General features: G+C 65.7%; 22 protein-coding genes. 12 read left to right on the top strand and 10 right to left on the bottom strand.

Features of this window, described 5'->3' with window-relative positions; all coding sequences use genetic code 11:
* Positions 1-138 precede the first annotated feature (138 nt).
* On the top strand, positions 139-1,743 hold the full coding sequence (nadB, locus tag NJ69_RS02100) for an L-aspartate oxidase (RefSeq protein ID WP_039575859.1): 1,605 nt from the start codon (positions 139-141) through the stop codon (positions 1,741-1,743).
* Here nadB and NJ69_RS02095 read toward each other — a convergent pair.
* The gene (locus NJ69_RS02095) at positions 1,730-2,188 is read right to left on the bottom strand and encodes a protein YgfX (protein ID WP_039575857.1); all 459 of its coding nucleotides are present in this window, start codon (positions 2,186-2,188) and stop codon (positions 1,730-1,732) included. The two genes, nadB and NJ69_RS02095, sit on opposite strands and share 14 nt — an antisense overlap.
* Positions 2,172-2,426, bottom strand: a complete 255-nt coding sequence (locus tag NJ69_RS02090) for a succinate dehydrogenase assembly factor 2 (RefSeq protein WP_029613909.1) — start codon at positions 2,424-2,426, stop codon at positions 2,172-2,174. Before NJ69_RS02090 ends, NJ69_RS02095 begins: the two co-directional genes overlap by 17 nt.
* Before the next feature lie 135 nt (positions 2,427-2,561).
* Between NJ69_RS02090 and NJ69_RS02085 the strand changes: the two genes are divergently transcribed.
* Both NJ69_RS02085 and NJ69_RS02080 read left to right on the top strand, forming a co-directional pair.
* Positions 2,562-3,503, top strand: coding sequence for a YgfZ/GcvT domain-containing protein (locus tag NJ69_RS02085; RefSeq protein WP_039575854.1), 942 nt, complete (start codon positions 2,562-2,564; stop codon positions 3,501-3,503).
* Positions 3,504-3,557: 54 nt separating this feature from the next.
* Positions 3,558-4,364 (top strand): HDOD domain-containing protein, encoded by an 807-nt coding sequence (locus tag NJ69_RS02080; RefSeq protein WP_039575852.1) that lies wholly within the window; start codon positions 3,558-3,560, stop codon positions 4,362-4,364.
* 17 nt (positions 4,365-4,381) lie between these two features.
* Here the strand turns inward: NJ69_RS02080 and NJ69_RS02075 are convergent, their stop codons facing one another.
* A complete protein-coding gene (locus NJ69_RS02075; RefSeq protein ID WP_039575849.1) occupies positions 4,382-5,761 on the bottom strand; it encodes a sensor histidine kinase in 1,380 nt (459 codons plus the stop codon).
* Positions 5,754-6,425 (bottom strand): response regulator, encoded by a 672-nt coding sequence (locus NJ69_RS02070; protein ID WP_039575847.1) that lies wholly within the window; start codon positions 6,423-6,425, stop codon positions 5,754-5,756. Before NJ69_RS02070 ends, NJ69_RS02075 begins: the two co-directional genes overlap by 8 nt.
* A 396-nt stretch (positions 6,426-6,821) precedes the next feature.
* Between NJ69_RS02070 and NJ69_RS02065 the strand changes: the two genes are divergently transcribed.
* The 4 genes from NJ69_RS02065 (at position 6,822) to NJ69_RS02050 (ending at position 10,887) form a co-directional block, all read left to right on the top strand.
* Positions 6,822-7,802, top strand: coding sequence for a Bug family tripartite tricarboxylate transporter substrate binding protein (locus tag NJ69_RS02065; protein WP_039575844.1), 981 nt, complete (start codon positions 6,822-6,824; stop codon positions 7,800-7,802).
* 84 nt (positions 7,803-7,886) lie between these two features.
* Complete coding sequence (locus NJ69_RS02060; RefSeq protein WP_029613905.1) at positions 7,887-8,345, top strand: tripartite tricarboxylate transporter TctB family protein; 459 nt, start codon at positions 7,887-7,889, stop codon at positions 8,343-8,345.
* A 3-nt stretch (positions 8,346-8,348) separates the two neighbouring features.
* A complete protein-coding gene (locus NJ69_RS02055; RefSeq protein WP_039575841.1) occupies positions 8,349-9,863 on the top strand; it encodes a tripartite tricarboxylate transporter permease in 1,515 nt (504 codons plus the stop codon).
* Positions 9,856-10,887: an AbrB family transcriptional regulator gene (locus NJ69_RS02050; protein WP_039575840.1), complete on the top strand. Its 1,032-nt coding sequence runs from the start codon at positions 9,856-9,858 to the stop codon at positions 10,885-10,887. Before NJ69_RS02055 ends, NJ69_RS02050 begins: the two co-directional genes overlap by 8 nt.
* 12 nt (positions 10,888-10,899) lie before the next feature.
* On the opposite strand, the gene ung is transcribed toward NJ69_RS02050, so the two are convergent.
* A complete protein-coding gene (gene ung, locus NJ69_RS02045) occupies positions 10,900-11,592 on the bottom strand; it encodes a uracil-DNA glycosylase (RefSeq protein WP_029613490.1) in 693 nt (230 codons plus the stop codon).
* A gap of 128 nt (positions 11,593-11,720) precedes the next feature.
* Here ung and NJ69_RS02040 point away from each other — a divergent pair, with 128 nt between their 5' ends.
* The 3 genes from NJ69_RS02040 (at position 11,721) to NJ69_RS02030 (ending at position 13,861) form a co-directional block, all read left to right on the top strand.
* Complete coding sequence (locus tag NJ69_RS02040) at positions 11,721-12,854, top strand: enoyl-CoA hydratase/isomerase family protein (protein WP_039575837.1); 1,134 nt, start codon at positions 11,721-11,723, stop codon at positions 12,852-12,854.
* Between the two features lie 84 nt (positions 12,855-12,938).
* The gene (locus tag NJ69_RS02035) at positions 12,939-13,160 is read left to right on the top strand and encodes a cysteine-rich CWC family protein (protein WP_039575835.1); all 222 of its coding nucleotides are present in this window, start codon (positions 12,939-12,941) and stop codon (positions 13,158-13,160) included.
* An 8-nt stretch (positions 13,161-13,168) separates the two neighbouring features.
* Positions 13,169-13,861, top strand: a complete 693-nt coding sequence (locus NJ69_RS02030; RefSeq protein ID WP_039575831.1) for a pseudouridine synthase — start codon at positions 13,169-13,171, stop codon at positions 13,859-13,861.
* 36 nt (positions 13,862-13,897) lie between these two features.
* On the opposite strand, the gene NJ69_RS02025 is transcribed toward NJ69_RS02030, so the two are convergent.
* Together NJ69_RS02025 and NJ69_RS02020 are read right to left on the bottom strand one after the other, a co-directional pair.
* Entirely contained in the window at positions 13,898-16,960 is a 3,063-nt protein-coding gene (locus tag NJ69_RS02025; RefSeq protein WP_039575830.1) for an efflux RND transporter permease subunit, read from the bottom strand.
* 6 nt (positions 16,961-16,966) lie between these two features.
* Positions 16,967-18,064, bottom strand: coding sequence for an efflux RND transporter periplasmic adaptor subunit (locus tag NJ69_RS02020; RefSeq protein WP_039575826.1), 1,098 nt, complete (start codon positions 18,062-18,064; stop codon positions 16,967-16,969).
* A gap of 158 nt (positions 18,065-18,222) precedes the next feature.
* Here NJ69_RS02020 and NJ69_RS02015 point away from each other — a divergent pair, with 158 nt between their 5' ends.
* Complete coding sequence (locus NJ69_RS02015; protein ID WP_039575824.1) at positions 18,223-18,858, top strand: TetR/AcrR family transcriptional regulator; 636 nt, start codon at positions 18,223-18,225, stop codon at positions 18,856-18,858.
* 28 nt (positions 18,859-18,886) lie between these two features.
* On the opposite strand, the gene NJ69_RS02010 is transcribed toward NJ69_RS02015, so the two are convergent.
* Positions 18,887-19,675, bottom strand: a complete 789-nt coding sequence (locus NJ69_RS02010) for a class I SAM-dependent methyltransferase (protein ID WP_029613485.1) — start codon at positions 19,673-19,675, stop codon at positions 18,887-18,889.
* A gap of 94 nt (positions 19,676-19,769) precedes the next feature.
* On the opposite strand from NJ69_RS02010, the gene NJ69_RS02005 reads away from it, so the two are divergent.
* Positions 19,770-20,393, top strand: a complete 624-nt coding sequence (locus NJ69_RS02005) for a hypothetical protein (protein ID WP_029613484.1) — start codon at positions 19,770-19,772, stop codon at positions 20,391-20,393.
* A gap of 1 nt (position 20,394) precedes the next feature.
* Here the strand turns inward: NJ69_RS02005 and NJ69_RS02000 are convergent, their stop codons facing one another.
* Both NJ69_RS02000 and NJ69_RS01995 read right to left on the bottom strand, forming a co-directional pair.
* Positions 20,395-21,084, bottom strand: coding sequence for an extensin-like domain-containing protein (locus NJ69_RS02000; protein ID WP_039575822.1), 690 nt, complete (start codon positions 21,082-21,084; stop codon positions 20,395-20,397).
* 5 nt (positions 21,085-21,089) lie between these two features.
* Entirely contained in the window at positions 21,090-21,920 is an 831-nt protein-coding gene (locus tag NJ69_RS01995; RefSeq protein ID WP_039575819.1) for an isocitrate lyase/PEP mutase family protein, read from the bottom strand.
* Positions 21,921-21,948 lie beyond the last annotated feature (28 nt).

Raw genomic sequence — 21,948 nt, 5'->3', positions numbered from 1 at the left:
CACATGCAGTCCCGCCATTGGAAATCTGGCGCTGGAGACTGCTATAAAGACAGCCCGACCGGATTCACGATAGTTTCACAATGCCATACGCGCATGACTATTGTGCCGCCCCCCATCCCCAGTTACTAGTGTCCCGACATGAGCCAACAATTCCAACATGATGTCCTGGTGATCGGCAGCGGCGCCGCCGGTCTCAGCCTGGCACTGAACCTCCCGGCTCATCTGCGCATCGCCGTGCTGAGCAAGGGCGAGCTGGCCAACGGCTCGACCTACTGGGCACAAGGCGGGGTCGCCGCCGTGCTCGATGACAGCGATACCGTGCAGTCTCACGTTGAAGACACCCTCGACGCCGGCGGCGGCCTGTGCCACGAAGCCGCGGTGCGCTTCACTGTGGAGCACAGCCGCGAGGCCATCGAGTGGCTCATCGAGCAGGGCGTGCCCTTCACCCGTGACGAGCAGCACGGCGTGGATGATGGCGGTTTCGAGTTCCATCTCACCCGCGAAGGCGGACACAGCCACCGCCGCATCATCCATGCCGCCGACGCCACCGGGGCGGCGATCTTCACGACGCTGCTGGCGCAGGCGCGGCAACGTCCGAACATCGAATTGCTTGAGCAACGCGTGGCCGTCGACCTGATCACCGAGCGGCGCCTGGGCCTGAGCGGCGACCGTTGCCTGGGTGCCTATGTGCTGAACCGCCACAGTGGCGAAGTGGACACCTTCGGCGCACGCTTCACCGTGCTGGCCACCGGCGGCGCCGCCAAGGTCTACCTCTACACCAGCAACCCCGATGGCGCCTGCGGCGATGGCATCGCCATGGCCTGGCGCGCCGGTTGCCGGGTGGCCAACCTGGAGTTCAACCAGTTTCATCCCACCTGCCTCTATCACCCCCAAGCCAAGAGTTTCCTCATTACCGAGGCTCTGCGCGGTGAGGGCGCGCTGTTGCGCCTGCCCAACGGGGAGCGCTTCATGCCGCGCTTCGATCGCCGCGAAGAACTGGCGCCACGGGACATCGTCGCGCGCGCCATCGACCATGAAATGAAACGCCTGGGCGTGGATTGCGTGTATCTGGACATCACCCACAAACCTGCCGACTTCATCAAGAGTCACTTCCCCACCGTCTACGAGCGCTGCCTGACCTTCGGCATCGACATCACCCGCCAGCCCATACCCGTGGTACCCGCAGCCCACTACACCTGTGGCGGCGTGGTGGTCGACGAGCGCGGTCGCACCGACGTCCCGGGCCTGTATGCCATCGGCGAAACCAGCTTCACCGGGCTGCACGGCGCCAACCGCATGGCCAGCAACTCGCTGCTCGAATGTTTCGTCTATGGCCGCGCAGCGGCTGCGCACATCCAGGCTCACCTGGAGCAGGTGCCGTCCCCCACCGCCCTGCCCTGCTGGGATGCCAGCCAGGTCACCGACTCGGACGAGGACGTGATCATCGCGCACAACTGGGACGAGCTGCGACGCTTCATGTGGGACTACGTGGGGATCGTGCGTACCAGCAAGCGCCTGCAACGCGCTGAACACCGCGTGCGGCTGCTGCTCGATGAGATCGATGAGTTCTACAGCAATTACAAGGTCAGCCGTGACCTGATCGAGTTGCGCAACCTGGCGCAGGTGGCCGAACTGATGATCCGCTGCGCCATGCAGCGCAAGGAAAGTCGCGGCCTGCATTACACACTCGACTACCCCGCACTGCTGGAAACCGCCAAGGACACCGTGCTCAGCCCGCGCTAAGCCGAGCCCAGCGCCGCCGACTGAATTTCAGGCGCACCCGCAGCCGGCGATGCTCGTCGCCGGGCAGCGCATCGAAAGGAATGCATTGGCTTTCGCTCAGGCGGCGGCCCTGACGAACGAAGCGCAGGACGATCACCGCAGGCAGCGCCAGGCTGTCGCGGCGCAACTCGACCCGCTGCCAGCCATGGGCACGGCTGAACAACTGCCAGCCGCTCGCGTCGCGACGCAGGCCGCTCATGGCATCGGGATGGGTCAACAGGATACGCCGAGGGATCGTCCAGTAGGCGTGAGCCATGCAGAGGGAGTGCAGGCTGATGGACAACCACCAGGGCAGTGCACTCCACCACAAGGTGAGGAACACGAGCCCCTGGGCTGCAAGATAGGCCGTCAGCAGCAGGCGCGAGCCTTGCCAACGGCACTCGAACCGCTCACTTGGGCTGGACACGGTCCAGAATGATGCGAACCATGCGCTGCAGCTCCGCATCTTCCGACTCGGTGCGCTCCATGAACCAACCGAACATGTCCTGGTCTTCGCAGGTCAACAGGCGGCGATACAGTTCGCGATCCGCTTCGCTCAGGCTCGGGTAGACCTCTTGAGTGAAGGGAACGAGCAGTACATCCAGCTCCAGCATGCCACGCCGGCTATGCCAGAAAAGCCGATTGAGTTCAGTTTGTTCGACCATGGGGCCCTCCTCGAATGGTCGCGCAGTATAGCGCGCCGCAACCGCAGCAGCACGGGGCATTGGTCTGCTCACCTACCTATTTTGTTACTGCCGTTCTATGATGGCCGCCAGTCTTTCTAGCGACCGCGATGACCCATGGCCGACTCCGCTTTTTTCTGCCCCCTGTCCCACGAGGGCATTCTCGCCGTACGCGGCTCCGACGCCGGTAAGTTCCTGCAAGGCCAACTGACCTGCAATCTCGACTATCTCAGCCTTGAGCATGCCAGCCTGGGTGCTCGGTGCATGGTCAAAGGCCGCATGCAATCGAGTTTCCGCATCCTGCCCGAAGGCGACGGTTTCCTGCTGGCCATGACCCGCGAACTGCTCGAGCCGCAATTGGCAGACCTGAAGAAATACGCGGTGTTCTCCAAGGCCAAGCTGACCGACGAAAGCGACGCCTGGGCCCGCTTCGGGCTGCAGCACGCGGGCGCTGCGCTGCAGGCTCTGGGGCTGGAGGAGCCTCAGGGCGCCGGCACCACCCTGCGCAACGAGGGATTGATGGTCATTGCCGTCTCGCCAGGACGCGCAGAACTCTGGGTGCCCGCCGAGCGCGCCGCCCAGGTGAGCGCGACGCTCGCCGAGGTCGTGCCCGAAGCGCCGCTGGCGGCCTGGCTGCTCGGCCAGATCCGTGCGGGCATCGGCCAGGTGATGGAGCAAACCCGTGAGCTGTTCATCCCGCAGATGATCAACTTGCAAGCCGTCGATGGCGTGAGCTTCAAAAAAGGCTGCTACACCGGCCAGGAAATCGTCGCGCGCATGCAGTACCTGGGCAAGCTCAAACGCCGCCAGTATCGGCTAGCCCTGGACGAGGAACAGGCCCCTGTTCCTGGCAGCGAAATCTTCTCCCCTACCCATGGTTCATCCGTCGGCGAAGTGGTGATCGCCGCACCTGCCGAACATGGCGTGGAACTGCTGGCGGTGCTTACTGCCGAAGCAGTGGCGGACGACAACCTGCACCTGGGCAGTCTCGAAGGCCCGCGCCTGAGGGTGCTGGGCCTGCCTTACGAACTGGACCGCGACCGGGAAATTCAGCGCTGACCAGCCGGCCCCGCCGCCGTGCGGGGCAGCCCCACCACTGCGGTAGAGATGTTCATGAACAAGCTGGCCAAGATGGTTCAAGCGCAATTACTGGCGGCCATCGAGAACGACGACCTGGTGCTGCCCACACTGCCTGAAGTGGCCCTGAGCATCCGTGAAGCGGCTGAAGACAGCGAGATCAGCGTGGCCGCCCTGAGCCGCGTGATCGGACGCGACGCTGCGCTATCGGCGCGCCTGATCAAGGTAGTCAACAGCCCGCTGCTACGGGCGCTGGTCGAGGTCACCGACCTGCATACCGCAATCACCCGCCTGGGCGTCAACTACAGCTGCAACCTGGCCATCGGCCTGGTGATCGAGCAGATCTTCCACGCGCGCGCGCCTGCCGTGGAGCAAACCCTGCGCACTATCTGGGAGACCAGCCTGGAAGTGGCCGGGGTGAGTTACGAGATCTGCCGCCGTCACACCCATCTCAAGCCGGATCAGGCCGCACTCGGCGGCCTGGTGCACCAGATCGGCGCCCTGCCCGTGCTGATCTATGCCCAAGAGCACAACGAACTGCTGTCCGACCCGGTGTGCCTGCGGTTCGTCATCGAGCAGATCCAGCCCGTGCTGGGCGACAAGATTCTCAGCGCCTGGGACTTTCCCGAGCAACTGGTGCGCCTGCCCAGCCAGGTCCAGGACCTGGCGCGTCAGAGCGACAAGATCGACTACATCGGTATCGTGCAGATCGCCCGCGCCCTGTGCCTGCGCGAGCAGGACCAGGCACCGCAAGCGCTGGCCGCCTACCGTCACCTGCGCTTGCCTGAAGGCAAGGACCTGGACCTGAGCGAGCTGCTCGACGCCCGTGACATGCTGCGCTAAGCGCCCAGCCGCCCTTTTCAGTCGGCGATGAAGCTCACCCGCACTTTAAGACCGCCGTTGCCGCCATCATGCAGGCTGATCTGCGCCAGGTGCGCCCGGCAAATCTCGCCGACAATGGCCAGCCCCAACCCACTGCCCTGCGCGCTGCGCCGATAGAAGCGCTCGAACACCCGCTCGCGGTCATCCTCAGGGATACCCGGACCATCGTCCTCCACCTCCAGCACCGCAGGCGCCAGTACCCGCAAGATCACATTGCCGCCGGAGGGTGTGTGGGCCAGGGCATTGTCCACCAGATTGCTCAGCAGTTCGTTGAGCAAGGTCGGTTCACCCTTGAGCCACACCGGCGCTTCGGCTTCCAACGCCAGAGCGACCCCGTGTGCATGGGCCAGCGGCGCCATGGCCATGCCCAGTTCGCGCGCCAACTGACTGAGATCCAGGCGCTGAGCGCCCCCCTCGGCAATGGCCCGAGCACCGTTTTCCACCCGCGCCAGCGACAGCAACTGATTGGCCAGGTGGGTCAGGCGATCGGTGCCCTGCGCCGCCGCCTCCAGCGTCTGGTGCCACTGCTGCGGCTCTCGCGAGCGCAACCCCAATTCGACACGCGCCTTGAGCGCCGCCAAGGGCGTGCGTAACTCGTGGGCAGCGTCGGCGATGAATTGCGCCTGGCGCTGGAACTGACCGCGCAAGCGCTCGGTGAAATGATTCAAGGCGCCCACCAGCGGCATCAGCTCATGCTGCACCTGCACCACCGGCAGGGCACGCAAATCGTCGGGCTGACGCTCCTCCACCGCCGTGCGCAACCGCTCCAACGGGCGCAAGGCGGCACTGACCGCGAACCACACCAGCACCAGCGCACCCAGCGCCAGCATGCCCAGACGCAGCAGGGTATCGGCCATCAGGCTGCGCGCCATGCTGACCCGCGCCTCCTCGGTCTCGGCCACGCGAATCTCGGCCATACCGTTCATGTTCGGCTCGCTGACGGCCTTGAGCAGGCTGACCACGCGCACGTCCTGGCCCAGATAAGTGGCGTTGTAGAAGCGGGCCAGCGCCGGGTAATCGTCGGTGCGCGGCGTACCCGGCGGCGGCGGCGGCAGCTTTTCATAGCCGGAGATCAGCTTCTGGTCGATGTCCAGGACCTGATAGTAAATGCGTCCGGCACTGTCGTAGGCGAAGGTGTCCAGTGCCACGTAGGGTACGTCGGCGCTGAGCGTGCCGTCGCGCTGCGAAAGCCCGGCAGCGATGGTCCGCGCCGACGCCAGCAAGGTACGGTCATAGGCCGTGTCGGCCGCTTCGCGGCCATTCCAGTAGGCGCTCAGACCACTGGCCAGCATCAACACCACCAGCAGCAGCGCAAGGTTGCCCAGCAAGCGCCCACGCAAGCTGCCGGCGTCACGCATCGCGGTGCTCGAGCAGGTAGCCCAGCCCACGGAACGTCACGATGGCTACCGAATGGCCGTCGAGTTTCTTGCGCAATCGGTGGATATAGATCTCGATGGCGTCGGGACTGGCCTCCTCGTCCAGACCGAACACTTGGGCGGCCAGTTGCTCCTTGCTCATCACCCGTCCGGGACGAGCGATCAACGCTTCGAGCACGCTCTGCTCGCGAGAGGTCAGGGTCAGCGCGTCGTCACCCAGGGTAAAGCGTCGAGTGTCGAGGTCGTAGACCAGCGGCCCACAACGCTGCTGACGCTCGCCGCCGAGCACGCTGCGCCGCAGCAAGGCCTTGACCCGTGCTTCGAGCTCGGTCAGTTCGAACGGCTTGGCCAGGTAATCGTCGGCCCCCAGGTTCAAGCCATGGACCCGATCCTTGACATCGCTGCGTGCGGTCAGCATCAACACCGGCAGGGTCTTGCCACGGGCGCGCAGGCGCGCCAGCACCTCGAAGCCGTCCAGGCGCGGCAGGCCGACATCGAGTACGGCCACGGCGTAATCCTCGCTGGCCAGGGCCAGGTCAGCCGCCACGCCGTCATGCAGCACGTCCACGGTCAGGCCGTGACTCTTGAGCGCCTGGGCCACGCTGTCGGCCAGCGGCAGGTGATCTTCGACCAGCAGCACACGCATCGGTTTATTCCTGCTCGGATTGGACAGTGGCCCGGAGTGTACCGCTGTCGCCGAGCCTGTGAAGCCCCTGGGTCACAAACCTTTCACGCTGAAAGGTTGGCGAAAGGTTCGTTACCTAGCATCGCCCCAAGGTCGCTCCACGCGCCCAATAAAGCACCAGCAAGGTGCAACGAATAAGAACAATAAACGGAGTCAGACAACGATGCCGTCCCTGCATCCCAACCGGTTCCTGTCCGGTCGCACCCCGAGGCTCGCCCCGCGCGCCCGCTCGAACACAGCCCTCAGCATTCCTCTGCAAGCACCGCGACCTGACCGTTGGCGATGAAGTGCGCCTGCCGATCAGCACACGCCTGACCCTGTGACACCCCATAACAACAACGTTCACGGAGACCTATCATGACCCCTTCACTGCGCCGACTCGTCCTGGCCACCGGTTGCCTGCTGCTGGCGGGCAACGCCCTGGCCGCCGAACCCAAACGCCCGGAATGCATCGCCCCGGCCTCGCCCGGTGGCGGCTTCGACCTGACCTGCAAACTGGCGCAGAGCGCTCTGGTGCAGGAGAAGATCCTCAGCAAGCCCATGCGCGTGACCTACATGCCCGGCGGCGTCGGCGCAGTGGCTTACAACGCCGTGGTCGCCCAGCGCCCGGCGGATGCCGGCACCCTGGTGGCCTGGTCCAGTGGCTCGTTGTTGAACCTGGCCCAGGGCAAGTTCGGCCGCTTCGACGAGAACGCCGTGAAATGGCTGGCTGCCGTCGGCACCAGCTACGGCGCCATCGCGGTCAAGAGCGATTCGCCCTACAAGACCCTGGACGATCTGGTCAAAGCACTGAAGAAGGACCCAGGCAGCGTGGTGATCGGCTCTGGTGGCACGGTCGGTAGCCAGGACTGGATGCAGACCGCGCTGATCGCCAAGGCTGCCGGCATCAACCCGCGCGACCTGCGTTACGTGGCCCTGGAAGGCGGCGGCGAGATCGCCACCGCCCTGCTCGGCGGCCATATCCAGGTCGGTTCCACCGATATTTCCGACTCCATGCCGCACATCCAGAGCGGCAACATGCGCATCCTCGCGGTGTTCTCGGAAAACCGCCTGGACGAGCCGGAGATGAAGGACATTCCGACCGCCCGTGAACAGGGCTACGACATCGTCTGGCCGGTGGTGCGCGGCTTCTACCTCGGGCCGAAGGTGACCGATGAAGAATACGACTGGTGGAAAGCGTCGTTCGACAAGCTGCTGGCCTCGGAAGACTTCGCCAAGCTGCGTGACCAGCGCGAACTGTTCCCCTTCGCCATGACCGGCGAAGAGCTGGACGCCTACGTCAAGAAGCAAGTGGCCGACTACAAGACACTGGCCAAGGAATTCGGCCTGATCCAGTAAGCCACCACGACCTTTCAGCGCTTCCTGTGGCCGCGGCGATCCTTCGCTGCGGCCACAGGCTCCGCGTTCACTGAGGACTCAGCAATGATCCTGCAACGCCTCTTCGCCCTGGCCATGCTCGCGGTCTGCGCGGCCCTGGCCGTGATGGCCTGGCCCTACCAGGCCGCTTTCTCCTACGAACCTGTCGGCCCACGGGCCTACCCGCTGCTGATGCTCGGTCTGATGGGGCTTGGCCTGTTGTACCTGGCCATCCGCCCCACGCCCATCGTGCGCAAGGACGATGAACCGGCCCTGGATCGCGAAACCCTGACCAAGATCGTCGCCTGCATCGGCCTGCTGATCCTGTTCGCCGCAACCTTCGAATCGCTCGGCTTCATCCTCAGCGCCGTGCTCGTCGGCGTGCCCATGGCGCGCCTGTACGGTGGCAGTTGGCTGCACAGCGCCGTGGTGGTGGTCGCCATGAGCCTGCTGCTGTACTGGCTGTTCGACCGGATGATGGACGTGCCCCTGCCCCTGGGTCTGCTGAGCGTACTGGAGAACTGACACATGGATACTTTGAGCTACCTGGGCCAGGGCTTCGGCGTCGCGCTGAGCCCGTACAATCTGGTCACGGCCTTGTGCGGCACGCTGATCGGTACCGTGGTCGGCCTGCTGCCGGGCCTGGGCCCGATCAACGGCGTGGCCCTGCTGATCCCCATCGCCTTCGCCCTCGGTCTGCCGCCGGAATCGGCTCTGATCCTGCTGGCGGCGGTATACCTGGGCTGCGAATACGGTGGACGGATCAGCTCGATCCTGCTGAACATCCCCGGCGAAGCCTCTACCGTGATGACCACCCTCGACGGCTATCCCATGGCACGCCAAGGCCTGGCCGGCGTGGCCTTGTCGCTGTCGGCCTGGAGTTCGTTCATCGGCGCCCTAATCGCCACCTGCGGCATGGTGCTGTTCGCACCGCTGCTGGCGAAATGGGCGATCGCCTTCGGACCGGCGGAGTACTTCGTGCTGATGGTGTTCGCCATCGTCTGCCTGGGCGGGATGGCCGGTGACAAGCCGTTGAAGACCTTCATCGCCGCGTTGATCGGCCTGTTCCTCTCAGCGGTCGGCATCGATGCCAACAGTGGTGTGTACCGCTTCACCGGCGACAGCGTGCACCTGGCCGATGGCATCCAGTTCGTGGTGCTGGTGCTGGGCCTGTTCTCCATCAGCGAAATTCTTCTGCTGCTGGAAAAGACCCACCATGGCCACGAAGCGGTCAAGGCCACCGGACGCATGCTGTTCAACATGAAGGAAGCGGCCTCGGTGTTCGTGGTGAACATTCGCTGTGGTCTGCTCGGTTTCATCATGGGCGTGTTGCCCGGCGCGGGCGCGACCCTGGCCAGTGCCGTGGCCTACATGACCGAGAAACGCATCGCTGGCACCAGCGGCAACTTCGGCAAAGGCGACGCCCGTGGCCTGGCCGCACCCGAAACCGCCATCGGCGCCTCGTGCTGCGGCGCGCTGGTGCCCATGCTGACCCTCGGCGTGCCAGGCTCGGGCACTACTGCCGTGATGATCGGAGCGCTGACCCTGTACAACATCACGCCAGGTCCGATGCTGTTCGAGCAGCAGCCGGACATCGTCTGGGGCCTGATTGCCTCGCTGTTCATCGCCAACATCATGCTGGTGATCCTGAACATCCCGATGATCCGCATCTTCACCCGTATCCTCGCCGTGCCGAACTGGGCGCTGGTGCCGGTGATCGCGATCATCACCGCGATTGGCGTGTACGCCGTGCATGCCACCACCTTCGACCTGTTCCTGATGGTCGGCATCGGCATCATGGGCTACATCCTGCGCAAGCTCGATTTCCCACTGTCGCCGATCCTGTTGGGCTTCATCCTCGGCGGCTTGATGGAGCAGAACCTGCGCCGGGCGCTGTCGATCTCCAACGGTGAACTGGGCATTCTCTGGTCGAGCCCGATCAGCCTGGGCGTGTGGGCATTGACCCTGTGCATGATGAGCCTGCCGCTGTTGCGTATCTGGCGCCGCCGCAGCCTGCAACGCCGAGCCATGGCCGATGCCTGATCGGTCGTTGCCGCTGTTCTGGGCAACCGGGCTGGTCGGCCTGACGGGCGGTTTCATCGCCAGCCAGGTCGGCTGGCCTTTGCCGTGGATGGTCGGCTCGCTACTGGCGATCATCGCCGTGCGCTGCCTGACACCCTGGCAACTGTCGGAAATTCCCAACGGCCGCAAATGCGGACAATGGGTCATTGGTATCGGCATCGGCCTGCACTTCACCCCTGAGGTGATCGAGCAGGTCGCTGGCCATTTCGGCCTGATCTTTTTCGGCGCCCTGCTGACTACCCTGTCCAGCGTGTTCGGCGTCTGGCTGCTGCGCCGCGCCGGCGAAGACCGCGCCACGGCATTCTTCGCCAGCATGCCCGGCGGCTCGGGCGAGATGGTCAACCTCGGTGCGCGCAATGGCGCGCTGCTCAGCCAGGTGGCCGCCGCCCAGAGCCTGCGGGTGCTGGCCGTGGTGCTGTGCGTGCCGGCACTGTTCAAGCTGCTGCTGGGTAACGGTGTGGCGCTCGATCACGCCGGCAGCGTCAGTTGGGGCTGGTTGGCGCTGATCGCGCCGCTGAGCATCGGCGTGGCGTTGCTCTGGCAGCGTCTGCGCCAGCCCAACCCCTGGTTGTTCGGCCCGTTGCTGGTAGCCGCCAGCATCAGCCTGGCGGGCGATCTGCGCATCGGTCTGCCCAATGGGGCCAGTCAGATCGGCCAGTGGCTGATCGGCAGCGGCCTGGCCTGCCATTTCAACCGGGCCTTCTTCCGTCGCGCCCCGGCCTTCCTTGTCCGCACCCTGATGGCCACGGCCTTGTGCATGCTGATCGCCGGTGGCGCGGCCTGGGTGCTGAGCCTGTTCAGCCACTTGGACCTGCGTTCGCTGACCTTGGGCATGATGCCTGGCGGCATCGCCGAGATGAGCCTGACCGCAGAGACCTTGCAGTTGTCGGTGCCGTTGGTGACTGCACTGCAGGTGATGCGTTTGCTGTTCGTCCTGTTCCTGGCGGAGCCGATGTTCCGTTACTGGGTGCGCACACGCGGGTGAGCCCCGCGCGCCTTACAACGGCGGCAAGGCCCAGTCGATGGGTGTCAGCCCGCGCTGCTCGAGGAAGCTGTTGGCGCGGCTGAAATGCCCGCAGCCGAAGAAGCCGCGGTACGCCGACAGCGGCGAAGGGTGCACCGACTTGAGCACCAGGTGACGGGTGCCGTCGATCAGCTTCTGCTTGCTCTGCGCGTGCGAGCCCCAGAGCAGGAACACCACGCTTTCGCACTGCTCGCTGACCACCTCGATGATGCGGTCGGTAAAGTGCTCCCAGCCCTTCTTGGCGTGCGAGGCAGCGTTGGCGCGCTCGACGGTCATGGTGGTGTTGAGCAGCAGCACGCCCTGTTCGGCCCAGCTCTGCAGGTAGCCATGCGTGGGGATCGGCAGATTCAGGTCGCGTTGCAGTTCCTTGTAGATGTTCACCAGCGACGGCGGCGTCGGCACCCCGGGCTGCACCGAGAAGCACAGGCCATGGGCCTGGCCGGGGCCGTGATAAGGGTCCTGGCCGAGGATCACCACCTTGACCTGCTCCAGCGGCGTGCTGTTGAGGGCATTGAAGATCAGCGGACCGGGCGGATAGATCTGCTTGCCGGCAGCGTATTCGCCGCGCAGAAATTCGCGCAACTGATGCATGTAGGGCTTGTCGAACTCGGCGCGCAGCGCGGCCTTCCAGCTGGGTTCGAGCTTGATGCGATCGTCGTCGGTCATGGTGCCATCCTGAATCGGTGAGGCGCGACACTAGGAAAGCCGTGCCGGCTTGTCAATCGCTCCGACCGATGACCAGCAGGATCGGCCAGGCCAGCCATACTTGAGCGACGATTCGCGCGAGGTGGTTCATGTCGATTCACTGCGAGCTACTCACCGGCGCCGATGGCGCCCGTCTCGGCATCGCCACACTGGATGCCGCCAAGACCCTCAACGCCCTCACCCTGCCCATGATCGAGGCGCTCGACACGCGCCTGCGCGAGTGGGCGAACGATCCGGGGGTGGTCTGCGTGCTGCTGCGCGGCAACGGTGCCAAGGCCTTCTGTGCCGGCGGCGACGTCCGCGCCCTGGCCCAGGCCTGCCGCGAGTCGCCCGGCGGCGTACCGCCGCTGGCCGCGACCTTCTTTGAACGCGAGTACCGTCTCGATCATCTGCTGCACACCTACCCCAAGCCGCTGCTGTGCTGGGGGCACGGCCATGTGCTAGGGGGCGGCATGGGCCTGTTGCAGGGTGCCAACTTGCGCATCGTCACGCCCAGTACGCGCCTGGCGATGCCGGAGGTGAGCATTGGCCTGTACCCGGATGTCGGGGCCAGTGGGTTCCTCAGTCGACTGCCGGGCAAGCTGGGACTGTTTCTGGGCCTGACCGGCTCGCCGATCAACGCCCGCGACGCCCTCGACCTGGGCCTGGCCGACCGCTTTCTCGGCGAAGGGCAGCAGGACGCGCTGATCGACGAGTTGCTGCAACTGAACTGGCAGGAACAGACCGAACTGCAGCTGTGCAGCCTGCTGCGGGCCGAGCAGCACCGGGCTCGCGCCGAGCTGCCCGAGCCGCAATGGTTGCCGCGTCGGGCGCAGATCGACGCCTTGCTCGATGTCTGCGATCCGGTGGCGGCCTGGCGTGCAGTGTGCGGCTTGCAAGGCCACGCCGATCCGCTGCTGGCTGCCGCGGGCGAACGCGTGCAGCAGGGCTGCCCGTTGACTGGCCATCTGCTCTGGGAGCAACTGCGGCGCGCCCGCACCTTGTCGCTGGCCCAGGTGTTCCAGATGGAGTACGCCATGAGCCTGAACTGCTGTCGGCACCCGGAATTCAGCGAAGGCGTGCGCGCACGCTTGATCGACAAGGACCAGCAGCCGCGCTGGCATTGGCCGGACGTCGGCCAGGTGCCGGGGGCGGTCGTCCAGGCGCACTTCAGCCCCGTGTGGGAGGGCGCACATCCGCTGGCCGACCTGGAGCAACCGTCCGGCCTGCGAGCCAGTCCCTGAAGCATGACGCCACTGCGAGGCACGGCCTGTAGCCGCTATACTGCGCGCCTGCCTGCCCCCAGACACGATTTCGCGGACCCGCTCATGCACGACCCTCAACGCTGCCCCGCCTGTGGCGCCGCCAACCAGTGCGCACTGGCCGACCCCCGCAGCGCTACCCAGGCCTGCTGGTGCTACAGCGTCAGCATCGATCCTGCGCTGCTCCAAGCCCTGCCCGCCGAGCTGCGCAACCGATCCTGCCTGTGCCCGCGCTGCGCTGCGGTGGATGAGCAACTCAAGGCCGCGGCCACGCGGCAACACGACTGAGCGCCGCCATGCGCGTGGACCGGTTTCTGGCCAACTTTCCCCAGTACAATCGCCAACAGGTGCGTATCCTGCTGGCGCAACGCAGCGTGCGCGTGGACGGTCTGACGGTCACCGATCCGCGCCATGAAGTGCGCGAATTCAGCCAGGTCGAAGTGGCCGAGCAGGTCTTGCAGGCGGGACGCGCAGCGCGTTACCTGATGCTCAACAAGCCCGCCGGGTGCGTCAGCGCCACACGCGATCCGCAACACCCCACCGTGCTGGAGTTACTGCCCCCGCAACTGCGTGACGACCTGCACATCGCCGGGCGTCTGGACTACAACACCACCGGCCTGATGCTGTTGACCAACGACGGCCAGTGGTCGCGACGCCTGACCCAACCGCAGACCAAGCTGCCCAAGGTCTACCACGTGCAGACCGAAGACGAGATCGGTGCGCACTACATCGAGACCTTCCGCGCCGGCCTGTATTTCGCGTTCGAAGACCTCACCACCCTGCCCGCTCAGCTCGAGATCCTCGGTCCGCGCAGCGCACGACTGGCGATCGTCGAAGGGCGCTATCACCAGGTCAAGCGCATGTTCGGGCACTTCGACAACAAGGTGATCGCCCTGCACCGAGAGCGCATGGGCCCGATCACGCTGGACCCGGACCTGGCGCCCGGTGCTTTCAGACTGCTGACCGCCGATGAGATCGCGGCGGTGTGAGCGCACTGCATCGATCCCCTTCAAGCGGCATCACGCTCAGTCGCCTTTCTTGACCCTGAACCACGCGGCATACAACGCCGGCAGGAACAGCAGCGTCAGCGCCGTGGCGACGATCAGCCCGCCCATGATCGCCACGGCCATCGGCCCGTAGAACACGCTGCGCGACAGCGGGATCATCGCCAGCACCGCTGCCAGCGCCGTCAGCACGATGGGCCGGAAACGACGTACGGTGGCCTCGATGATCGCCTGCCAGCGGTCCAGGCCGGCGGCGATGTCCTGCTCGATCTGGTCCACCAGGATCACCGAGTTGCGCATGATCATGCCGGCCAGCGCGATGGTGCCGAGCATCGCCACGAAACCGAACGGCTGGCGGAACACCAGCAGGAACAGGGTCACGCCGATCAGCCCCAAGGGCGCGGTGAGGAACACCATCAGCGTACGCGAGAAACTGCGCAGCTGGACCATCAGCAGGGTCAGCACCACCACGATGAACAACGGCATGCCGGCATTCACCGAACGCTGGCCGCGCTCGGCGTCCTCGACCGTGCCGCCGACCTCCAGCAGGTAGCCGTCCGGGAGGTGCTCACGTACTGACTGCAAGGTCGGCAGAATCTGCCGGACCAGGCTGTCGGGCTGCTCCTTACCATAGATATCACCGCGCACGGTGACCGTCGGCAGGCGATTGCGGTGCCAGATCACGCCCTCTTCGAAGCCATATTCCAAGGTGGCGATCTGTGACAGCGCCACGCTGCGGCCGTTGTCGGTAGGCACCGCGAGGCTGGACAGGCTGCCCAGGTCGCGACGCGTCTCGGCGGTGCCGCGCACCAAGATCTCGATCAGTTCGTTGTCTTCGCGGTACTGGCTCACCGTGCTGCCGCTCAAGGCGCTCTGCAGGAAGCTGGACAACTGCGCGGTGCTCACGCCCAGGGCGCGGGCGCGGTCCTGGTCGATCGCCAGGAACACCGCTTTGCTCGGCTCCTCCCAGTCCAGGTGCACGTTGACCAGGTGCGGGTTGTCGCGCACCTTGGCCGCCACTTCGCGGGCCAGGGCGCGCACCTGGTCGATGTGCTCGCCGGTCACCCGGAACTGCACCGGGTAGCCCACCGGCGGGCCGTTCTCCAGCCGCGTGACGCGCCAGCGCAACTGCGGGAACTCGTCGTCGAGCGTGGCGATGGCCCAGCGGCGCAGCACCTCGCGGTCCTCGAGCGACTTGGCCAGCACCACGAACTGGGCAAAGCTGGTGGCCGGCAATTGCTGGTCCAGCGGCAGGTAGTAGCGCGGCGAGCCGGTACCGACGTAGGCCACGTAGTTGTCGATGCCCGGCTGCTGCTTGAGCAGTGCCTCCAGGCGCTCGACCTGTTCGGTGGTGTTGGCCAGCGAAGCGCCTTCGGCCAGCTTCAGGTCGATCATCAGTTCCGGGCGCGCGGAGGCCGGGAAGAACTGCTGCGGCACGAAGCGGAACAACAGCAGGCTGCCGACGAACGCCGCCAGGGTCAGCAGGATCACCGTCTTGCGCCGGCGTACGCACCACTGCACCACCGCCCGTACGCGCCGATAGAACGGTGTGGCGTAGGGGTCGGGACCGTGCTGAGCGCCCCGTGCGGCATGCCGCTTGGCCAGGTCCGGCAGCAGCCGGTCACCCAGGTAGGGCACGAACAGCACGGCGACGATCCATGAAGTCAGCAGTGCGATGGTCACGACCTGAAAGATCGAGCGGGTGTACTCGCCAGTGCTCGAGGCTGCAGTGGCGATGGGCAAGAACCCCGCTGCGGTGATCAGGGTGCCGGTGAGCATCGGGAAGGCTGTGCTGGACCACGCGTAGCTGGCCGCCTTGAGCCGGTCGAAGCCCTGCTCCATCTTGATCGCCATCATCTCCACCGCGATGATCGCGTCATCCACCAGCAGTCCCAAGGCCAGCACCAGCGCGCCCAGGGATATCTTGTGCAAGCCGATGCCGAGGTAGTGCATGGTGGCGAAGGTCATCGCCAGCACCAGCGGAATGGCCAGTGCCACCACCAGGCCGGTGCGCAGGCCCAGGGAGAAGAAGCTGACCAGCAGGACGATGACCAATGCCTCGACCAGCACTTGGACGAATTTGCCCACCCCGGCCTTGACCGCTGCGGGCTGGTCCGAGACCTTGCGCAACTCCATGCCCAGCGGCAGGTTCTGCGCCAGCCGGGTGAACTCGGCCTGCAACGCCTTGCCCAGCACCAAAATGTCGCCGCCGTCCTTCATCGACACCGCCAGGCCGATGGCATTCTCGCCCATGAAGCGCATGCGCGGTGCGGGCGGGTCATTGAACCCCCGGTGCACGTCGGCCACGTCGCCGATGCGCAGCGTGCGCTCGCCCACCCGCAGGGGGAACTGGCGGATCTGCTCGACACTGTCGAAGCGCCCGCTGACCCGCAGTTGCAGGCGCTCGCTGGGCGTTTCGAAGAAGCCTGCGGTGCTCACCGCGTTCTGCTCCTGAAGTGCCTGTTGCACGGCAGCCAGCGACAGGCCCAGAGTGGCCAGCTTGGTGTTGGACAGCTCGATCCAGATCTTTTCGTCCTGCAAGCCGAGCAATTCGACCTTGCCCACGTCCTTGACCCGCTGCAACTGGATCTGGATGCGATCGGCATAGTCCTTGAGCACGGCGTAGTCGAAGCCCTCGCCACTGAGCGCATAGATGTTGCCGAAGGTGGTACCGAACTCGTCGTTGAAGAACGGTCCCTGAACCTCGGGCGGCAAGGTGTGGCGGATGTCCGCGATCTTCTTGCGGACCTGATACCACAGCGCCGGGATGTCGGCCGAATGCAGCGAGTCACGGGCCATGAAGGTGACCTGGGATTCACCGGGGCGCGAGGACGAGATGATTTTGTCGTACTCGCCGGTCTCCATCAGCTTCTTCTCGATGCGCTCGGTGACCTGTCGGGCCACTTCTTCGGCGGTAGCGCCCGGCCAGAGGGTGCGAATGACCATGGCCTTGAAGGTGAAGGGCGGATCCTCGCTCTGTCCCAGCTTGGTGTAGGACACAGCACCGATGGCTGCGAGCAGAATCATCAGGAACAGGACGATCTGGCGATTGCGCAACGCCCAGGCGGAGAGATTGAACCCCATCGCGACTTACTCCTTGGCCGCCAGGTCTACCCCTCGGTTGCTGCGATCCACCGGCCTCACCTCCTGGCCCTCGCGCAACACATGACCGCCGGCGGCAACCACCCAGTCACCCGCGTCGAGCCCGGCCAGCACCGGCAAGCTCTCGGCGCCATAAGGCCCGATGCGCACCGACGCGCGTTGCACCCGATGGTCGCGACCGACTCGCCAGACATAAGCCTGTCCCTGCTCAGCAGTGACGGCCGAGAGCGGCACCGACAGCGGCGAGCGTTCGGCGCCGGCGATGTACACCTTGGCGCTCTGCCCCAACTGCGCGGGGATCGAGGTGGAGGCGAACGCCACCCGCGCGGCGAATGTACGCGAGCGTGGATCGGCCGCTGGCGACAGCTCGCGAATGCGGCCAACGAAGCGTTGGCCGGGCTGCGACCACAGCTCGACGCTGACCGGCTGGCCGACGGCGAAACGGGCGAACTGCTGCTCCGGCAAGCCGATGGCCACTTCCCGCTCGCCATCGGCAGCCAGGGTGAAGACCGTCTGCCCCGGCGCCACCACCTGGCCGACCTCGACCAGACGCTGGGCGATCACCCCGTCCTGCGGCGCACGCAGCACTGCGTAGGCGGCCTGGTTACCGGCCACCTCGACCTCGGCCTTGGCCTGCTTCAGGCGAGCGAGCCCGGCCCGGTAGAGGTTCTCGGCGTTGTCGTACTGGGAGCGGCTGACCATCTGCCGGTCGATCAGGCGCTGATAGCGATCGCGCTCGGCACGGACCAGCGCCAGGTTGGCCTCGGCCGCTGCCAACTGGGCACGGCTCGCATCCAGTTGCAGGCGCACGTCTTGCGGGTCCAACTCAGCCAGTGGCTGGTCGGCCTTGACCCGCTGCCCCTCCTCCACCAGGCGCTTGCTCACCTTGCCGGCAATACGAAACGCCAGCGCCGGTTCGAAGCGGGCGCGCACTTCTCCTGGGTAGCTGTCGGCAGCGGCAACGGCAGGCTGGGGCTGAATCACCAGCGCCGGACGCGGGGCGACGGGCGTCGCGACCTCCGCGCCACAGGCAGTGAGCAGCAGGACACAAGCGAGCGACAACAGAGGCGAGGCGTGACGCAACATGATGACGGACCTTCCTGGCAGGGGACGCTTCTAATAATTGAACTGCCGGGTATATTAAGTCAGGGAACCGAACCGGGGAAGCCGTTGCCCTAGAGAAAAATCGTATTGACCGCATGACCCGGTAAGATGAGCGCCACCTCGGACAAACAAGGACTGCAATGCCCATCGACGCACCCACAGGCCCTGGCCGGCCCAAGGATCTCGCCAAGCGCGACGCCATCCTCGAAGCCGCCAAGTCGCTGTTCCTCAGCCTTGGCTACGCCAACACCAGCATGGATGCGGTCGCTGCGGCGGCGGGTGTTTCAAAACTCACGGTCTACAGCCACTTCAACGACAAACAGACGCTGTTCGGCACGGCGGTCATGGCGACCTGCCAGACGCAACTGCCTGACCTGATCTTCGAGATGCCTGAGGGCGCCTCCCTCGAAGACGTCCTGCTGAGCATAGCCCGTGGTTTCCAGGCACTGATCAGTAATGACGAATCGGTCAAGCTGACACGGCTGATCATGGCCTTGGGTAACCAAGACCCTCGACTGGGGCAGTTTTTCTACGAGGCAGGGCCCAGGCGGGTACTGGCTGGCATGGAAGGGTTGCTGCGGGAGGTCGATGCACGGTCGATGCTGGCCATCGACCGCCCCGACAGGGCGGCGGAGCACTTCTTCTGCCTGGTCAAGGGGGCGCCGGACTACCGCTTGCTGCTCGGTTGCGCGCCGCCCTTGGCCGGCGAAGAGGCTGAGGTGCATCTGCGCGAGGTGGTGGCGCTGTTCATGCGTGCGTACCGGCGCGAGCCCTGAACGGTTCGCGCCCTGCTTCACGGTCGAATCAAGCCTGGGGCTTGAGCGCCTTCTTGGGATAGATGTCATAGCGGCTGGACTTGCCTTCCAGGCTGTGACTCGGCTTGGGTCCGTCGATGATCGGCGCCTTGCGCGGACGCTTGACCACTACGCGATGGCTCGCCAGTGCAAGGGCCGCTTCGAGCAACGCCGGAGCGTCCAGGTCGTCGCCGACCAAGGGACGGAACACGCGCATTTCCTTCTTCACCAAGGCGCTCTTGTCGCGATGAGGGAACATCGGGTCGAGGTAGATCACCTGCGGCGCCTCGCCCTGCCATCCGCCCATGTGCGCGATGGCGTTACCCGTCAGCAGGTGCATGCGTTCGATGATCGACGCCACTTCAGCGTCCGAACGCCCTCGTGCCAGACCATCTTCGAGCAATGCTGCGATCAGCGGCTGGCGCTCGATCAGGGTCATCTGGCAGCCCAGGCTGGCCAGCACGAAGGCATCCTTGCCCAAACCGGCCGTGGCATCCAGCACCCGCGGCCGCACACCCTGAGCGATGCCCACCGCCTTGGCGATCATTTGCCCGCTGCCACCGCCGAACAGCCGGCGGTGGGCTGCCTGACCTTCGACGAAGTCCACGCGCACCGCGCCCGGTGCCTGCGGCCCTAATTGCTGCAACTGCAGCCCCTCGGCACCGACCTGCAGGGCGAACGCCGCCGCGTCATCCACCAACGGCAGGCCCAGGCGCTGCGACCACGCCTGCGCCTGACTGTGAAACGGCGCCGACATTGCCTCGACCCTGATACCTGCGCCCTGCCCTTGCTCTGCCATGCCACCTGCACTCGAAAAAATTAATGAAACCCCGGCCACGGCCGATAGAAGCTCTATCCGCTATTCTGCCAGAGCACAACGCGCGCGACTTGCCATGTCAGAAACTCTTCCCATCGGTTTGACCTACTTGTCGCCTGTCGGCAACTACGGTCGGCAGAATTCCCAAGCCCTGGGCGGCGTCAGCCACCTGTGGCAGGACTTCTTCGCCCGCGCCATGGCCGAGCGCTCCGAGGAAGAGCAGGACAGCTTCAGCCAGGCGCTGACCCGCCAGTACGATCACGATAGCGGCGAACCCCTGGGCGGTGCCAAGGCCCTGGCCTTGATCGAAATCCAGCGTGCGCTGCCCGTGCAGGACCACGAAGTGCGTCCGCCCGAGCCGCTATTCCTGCCCAAGGCGGAGCTGGAGGCCAACCTGCTGCCGCCTGCGCCGGAGCCGTTCAGCGCCAGCGAACTGATCGAGCAGCAGCGCCAGCTCGACCTCGACGGCAGTTGGCTGCGGCCACGGGTGATGAGCCAGGGCCATCCCCTTCCCGTCCCAGGCCCTGCGCCCTCACCGCGCCCGCTGCACCTGCCGATCGCCGAGCTGGAGCCGCAGTTGCTCGAGCCCGCAGCAGAACCCTTCGACGCGTCCACCCTGGCCCAGCAGCAGAACGCGCTGGAATTCGATACCCACTGGGCGCGACCGGTGGTGCTGAACAACGTGCGCGCCTACGCCTGAATCAGCGACAGACCTGCCAGCGTCCCATGTCCACATGGAAGTGATTGGCGTGGGCGGCGTTGTAGTCCGGCCCTAGTACGCCACTGAACCTGGCGCACGCCGCATCGCGCACCTCGCGCAGAAACTGCGCCTTGGCTCCGCCCGCTTGCCAGTCGCGCGCCAGCACGATGCGCTGGCCATCTCTCAGACGAAAGCCGCTGATGTCCAGGGCGTTTGCCGTGGCGTGCTGACTGAGCCTGCCTTGTGCCCGGTGGTACACATTGCGGCAAGCGAAACTACCCAGGTGGTCCACCTGCGTGACCGGCTGCCCGAACACCCGCTGCGCGGCCGGCTGCAGACCGTGGATCTCGAACAGCGCATAGGCCACTGCCAGCGGGCAACTGGCGATGAAACTGCTGCTCAAGCGTGCCTCACCGCTTTCCACACGCCAGACATTGCGCAAAGGACAACCGGCTGAGGCCGGGCTGTCGGCCTGTGCCCGATAACGCAGCGCAGAGGTTTCCAGCGCTTGACGGCAAAGCGCCGGGTCATCGCGCAGACGCGAGAGTTTCCAGGCGGTCAGCAGGTTCGGCGGCTGCCGCACATCCAGCGGCGCCCAGGGATTCCACGGCGCCGGTGGCCGCCAGCCCAGATACCAAGCCTGCGCGCCGACCAGCAACAGGGCGCCGAGCAGCAGCGCGATCAGACGCACGCGAGTCAGCGGCGCAGCAAGTCGTTGAGCGCGTCGAACGGCATCGCCTGTTCGGCGTAGCTGAACGTGCCCTGATCACGAATCTCCAGCGCTGCCCGCTGGAAGGCGCCCAGCGCCGCACGCGCCAGCGACGAACCGACGCTGATGCGACGCACGCCCAGGTCCTGCAACTGATTGACGCCCAGCGGTACTCCCGCCAGCCCCATGAGTACGTTCACTGGCGTCGGCGCGACTGCCTGCACCACCGCACGAATTTCCTCGACGCTGCGCAGTCCCGGTGCGTACACCACATCGGCCCCGGCCTCGGCGTACGCCTGCAGACGGCCAATGGTGTCATCGAGGTCCATGCGCCCGTGTAGCAGGTTCTCGGCGCGGGCACATAGCGTGAAAGCAAACGGCAAGCTGCGCGCGGCCTGAACCGCCGCGCGCACTCGTTCCAACGACAGAGCGAACTCGTAGATCGGCGCCTCGGCCCGGCCGCTGGCGTCTTCGATCGAAGCGCCCACCAGGCCCACTTCAGCGGCGCGCAGAATGGCGTTGGCGCAGTCCTGCGGCGCGTCGCCGAAGCCGTTCTCCAGGTCGGCGGAGACGGGCAGCGCGGTGGCGTCGACGATACCCCTGGCGTTGTCGAGCACTTCGTCCAGGCCTAGGGCACCTTCGGCATCCGGCCGTCCCAGGCTGAAGGCCAGCCCCGCACTGGTGGTGGCCAGGGCCTCGAAGCCGAGCGCCGCCAGCATTCGTGCCGAGCCCGCATCCCAGGGATTGGCGATGACGAAAGCGCCATCGCGCGCGTGGAGCGCCTTGAAGGCTTCGGCTCGCAGGGTTTGCACATCCATGATCACGTCTCCGGGAGGGTCAAAGGGG

It is taken from the genome of Pseudomonas parafulva, from assembly GCF_000800255.1.
Lineage (GTDB): Bacteria > Pseudomonadota > Gammaproteobacteria > Pseudomonadales > Pseudomonadaceae > Aquipseudomonas > Aquipseudomonas boreofloridensis.
This window is presented reverse-complemented; position numbering and strand designations above follow the sequence as displayed.

Coding starts and splice junctions, on each gene's coding strand:
- nadB (WP_039575859.1), top strand. CDS start 139: ATGAGCCAACAATTCCAACATGATGTCCTGGTGATCGGCAGCGGCGCC.
- NJ69_RS02090 (WP_029613909.1), bottom strand. CDS start 2,426: ATGGTCGAACAAACTGAACTCAATCGGCTTTTCTGGCATAGCCGGCGT.
- NJ69_RS02085 (WP_039575854.1), top strand. CDS start 2,562: ATGGCCGACTCCGCTTTTTTCTGCCCCCTGTCCCACGAGGGCATTCTC.
- NJ69_RS02080 (WP_039575852.1), top strand. CDS start 3,558: ATGAACAAGCTGGCCAAGATGGTTCAAGCGCAATTACTGGCGGCCATC.
- NJ69_RS02075 (WP_039575849.1), bottom strand. CDS start 5,761: ATGCGTGACGCCGGCAGCTTGCGTGGGCGCTTGCTGGGCAACCTTGCG.
- NJ69_RS02070 (WP_039575847.1), bottom strand. CDS start 6,425: ATGCGTGTGCTGCTGGTCGAAGATCACCTGCCGCTGGCCGACAGCGTG.
- NJ69_RS02065 (WP_039575844.1), top strand. CDS start 6,822: ATGACCCCTTCACTGCGCCGACTCGTCCTGGCCACCGGTTGCCTGCTG.
- NJ69_RS02060 (WP_029613905.1), top strand. CDS start 7,887: ATGATCCTGCAACGCCTCTTCGCCCTGGCCATGCTCGCGGTCTGCGCG.
- NJ69_RS02055 (WP_039575841.1), top strand. CDS start 8,349: ATGGATACTTTGAGCTACCTGGGCCAGGGCTTCGGCGTCGCGCTGAGC.
- NJ69_RS02050 (WP_039575840.1), top strand. CDS start 9,856: ATGCCTGATCGGTCGTTGCCGCTGTTCTGGGCAACCGGGCTGGTCGGC.
- ung (WP_029613490.1), bottom strand. CDS start 11,592: ATGACCGACGACGATCGCATCAAGCTCGAACCCAGCTGGAAGGCCGCG.
- NJ69_RS02040 (WP_039575837.1), top strand. CDS start 11,721: ATGTCGATTCACTGCGAGCTACTCACCGGCGCCGATGGCGCCCGTCTC.
- NJ69_RS02035 (WP_039575835.1), top strand. CDS start 12,939: ATGCACGACCCTCAACGCTGCCCCGCCTGTGGCGCCGCCAACCAGTGC.
- NJ69_RS02030 (WP_039575831.1), top strand. CDS start 13,169: ATGCGCGTGGACCGGTTTCTGGCCAACTTTCCCCAGTACAATCGCCAA.
- NJ69_RS02025 (WP_039575830.1), bottom strand. CDS start 16,960: ATGGGGTTCAATCTCTCCGCCTGGGCGTTGCGCAATCGCCAGATCGTC.
- NJ69_RS02020 (WP_039575826.1), bottom strand. CDS start 18,064: ATGTTGCGTCACGCCTCGCCTCTGTTGTCGCTCGCTTGTGTCCTGCTG.
- NJ69_RS02015 (WP_039575824.1), top strand. CDS start 18,223: ATGCCCATCGACGCACCCACAGGCCCTGGCCGGCCCAAGGATCTCGCC.
- NJ69_RS02010 (WP_029613485.1), bottom strand. CDS start 19,675: ATGGCAGAGCAAGGGCAGGGCGCAGGTATCAGGGTCGAGGCAATGTCG.
- NJ69_RS02005 (WP_029613484.1), top strand. CDS start 19,770: ATGTCAGAAACTCTTCCCATCGGTTTGACCTACTTGTCGCCTGTCGGC.
- NJ69_RS01995 (WP_039575819.1), bottom strand. CDS start 21,920: ATGGATGTGCAAACCCTGCGAGCCGAAGCCTTCAAGGCGCTCCACGCG.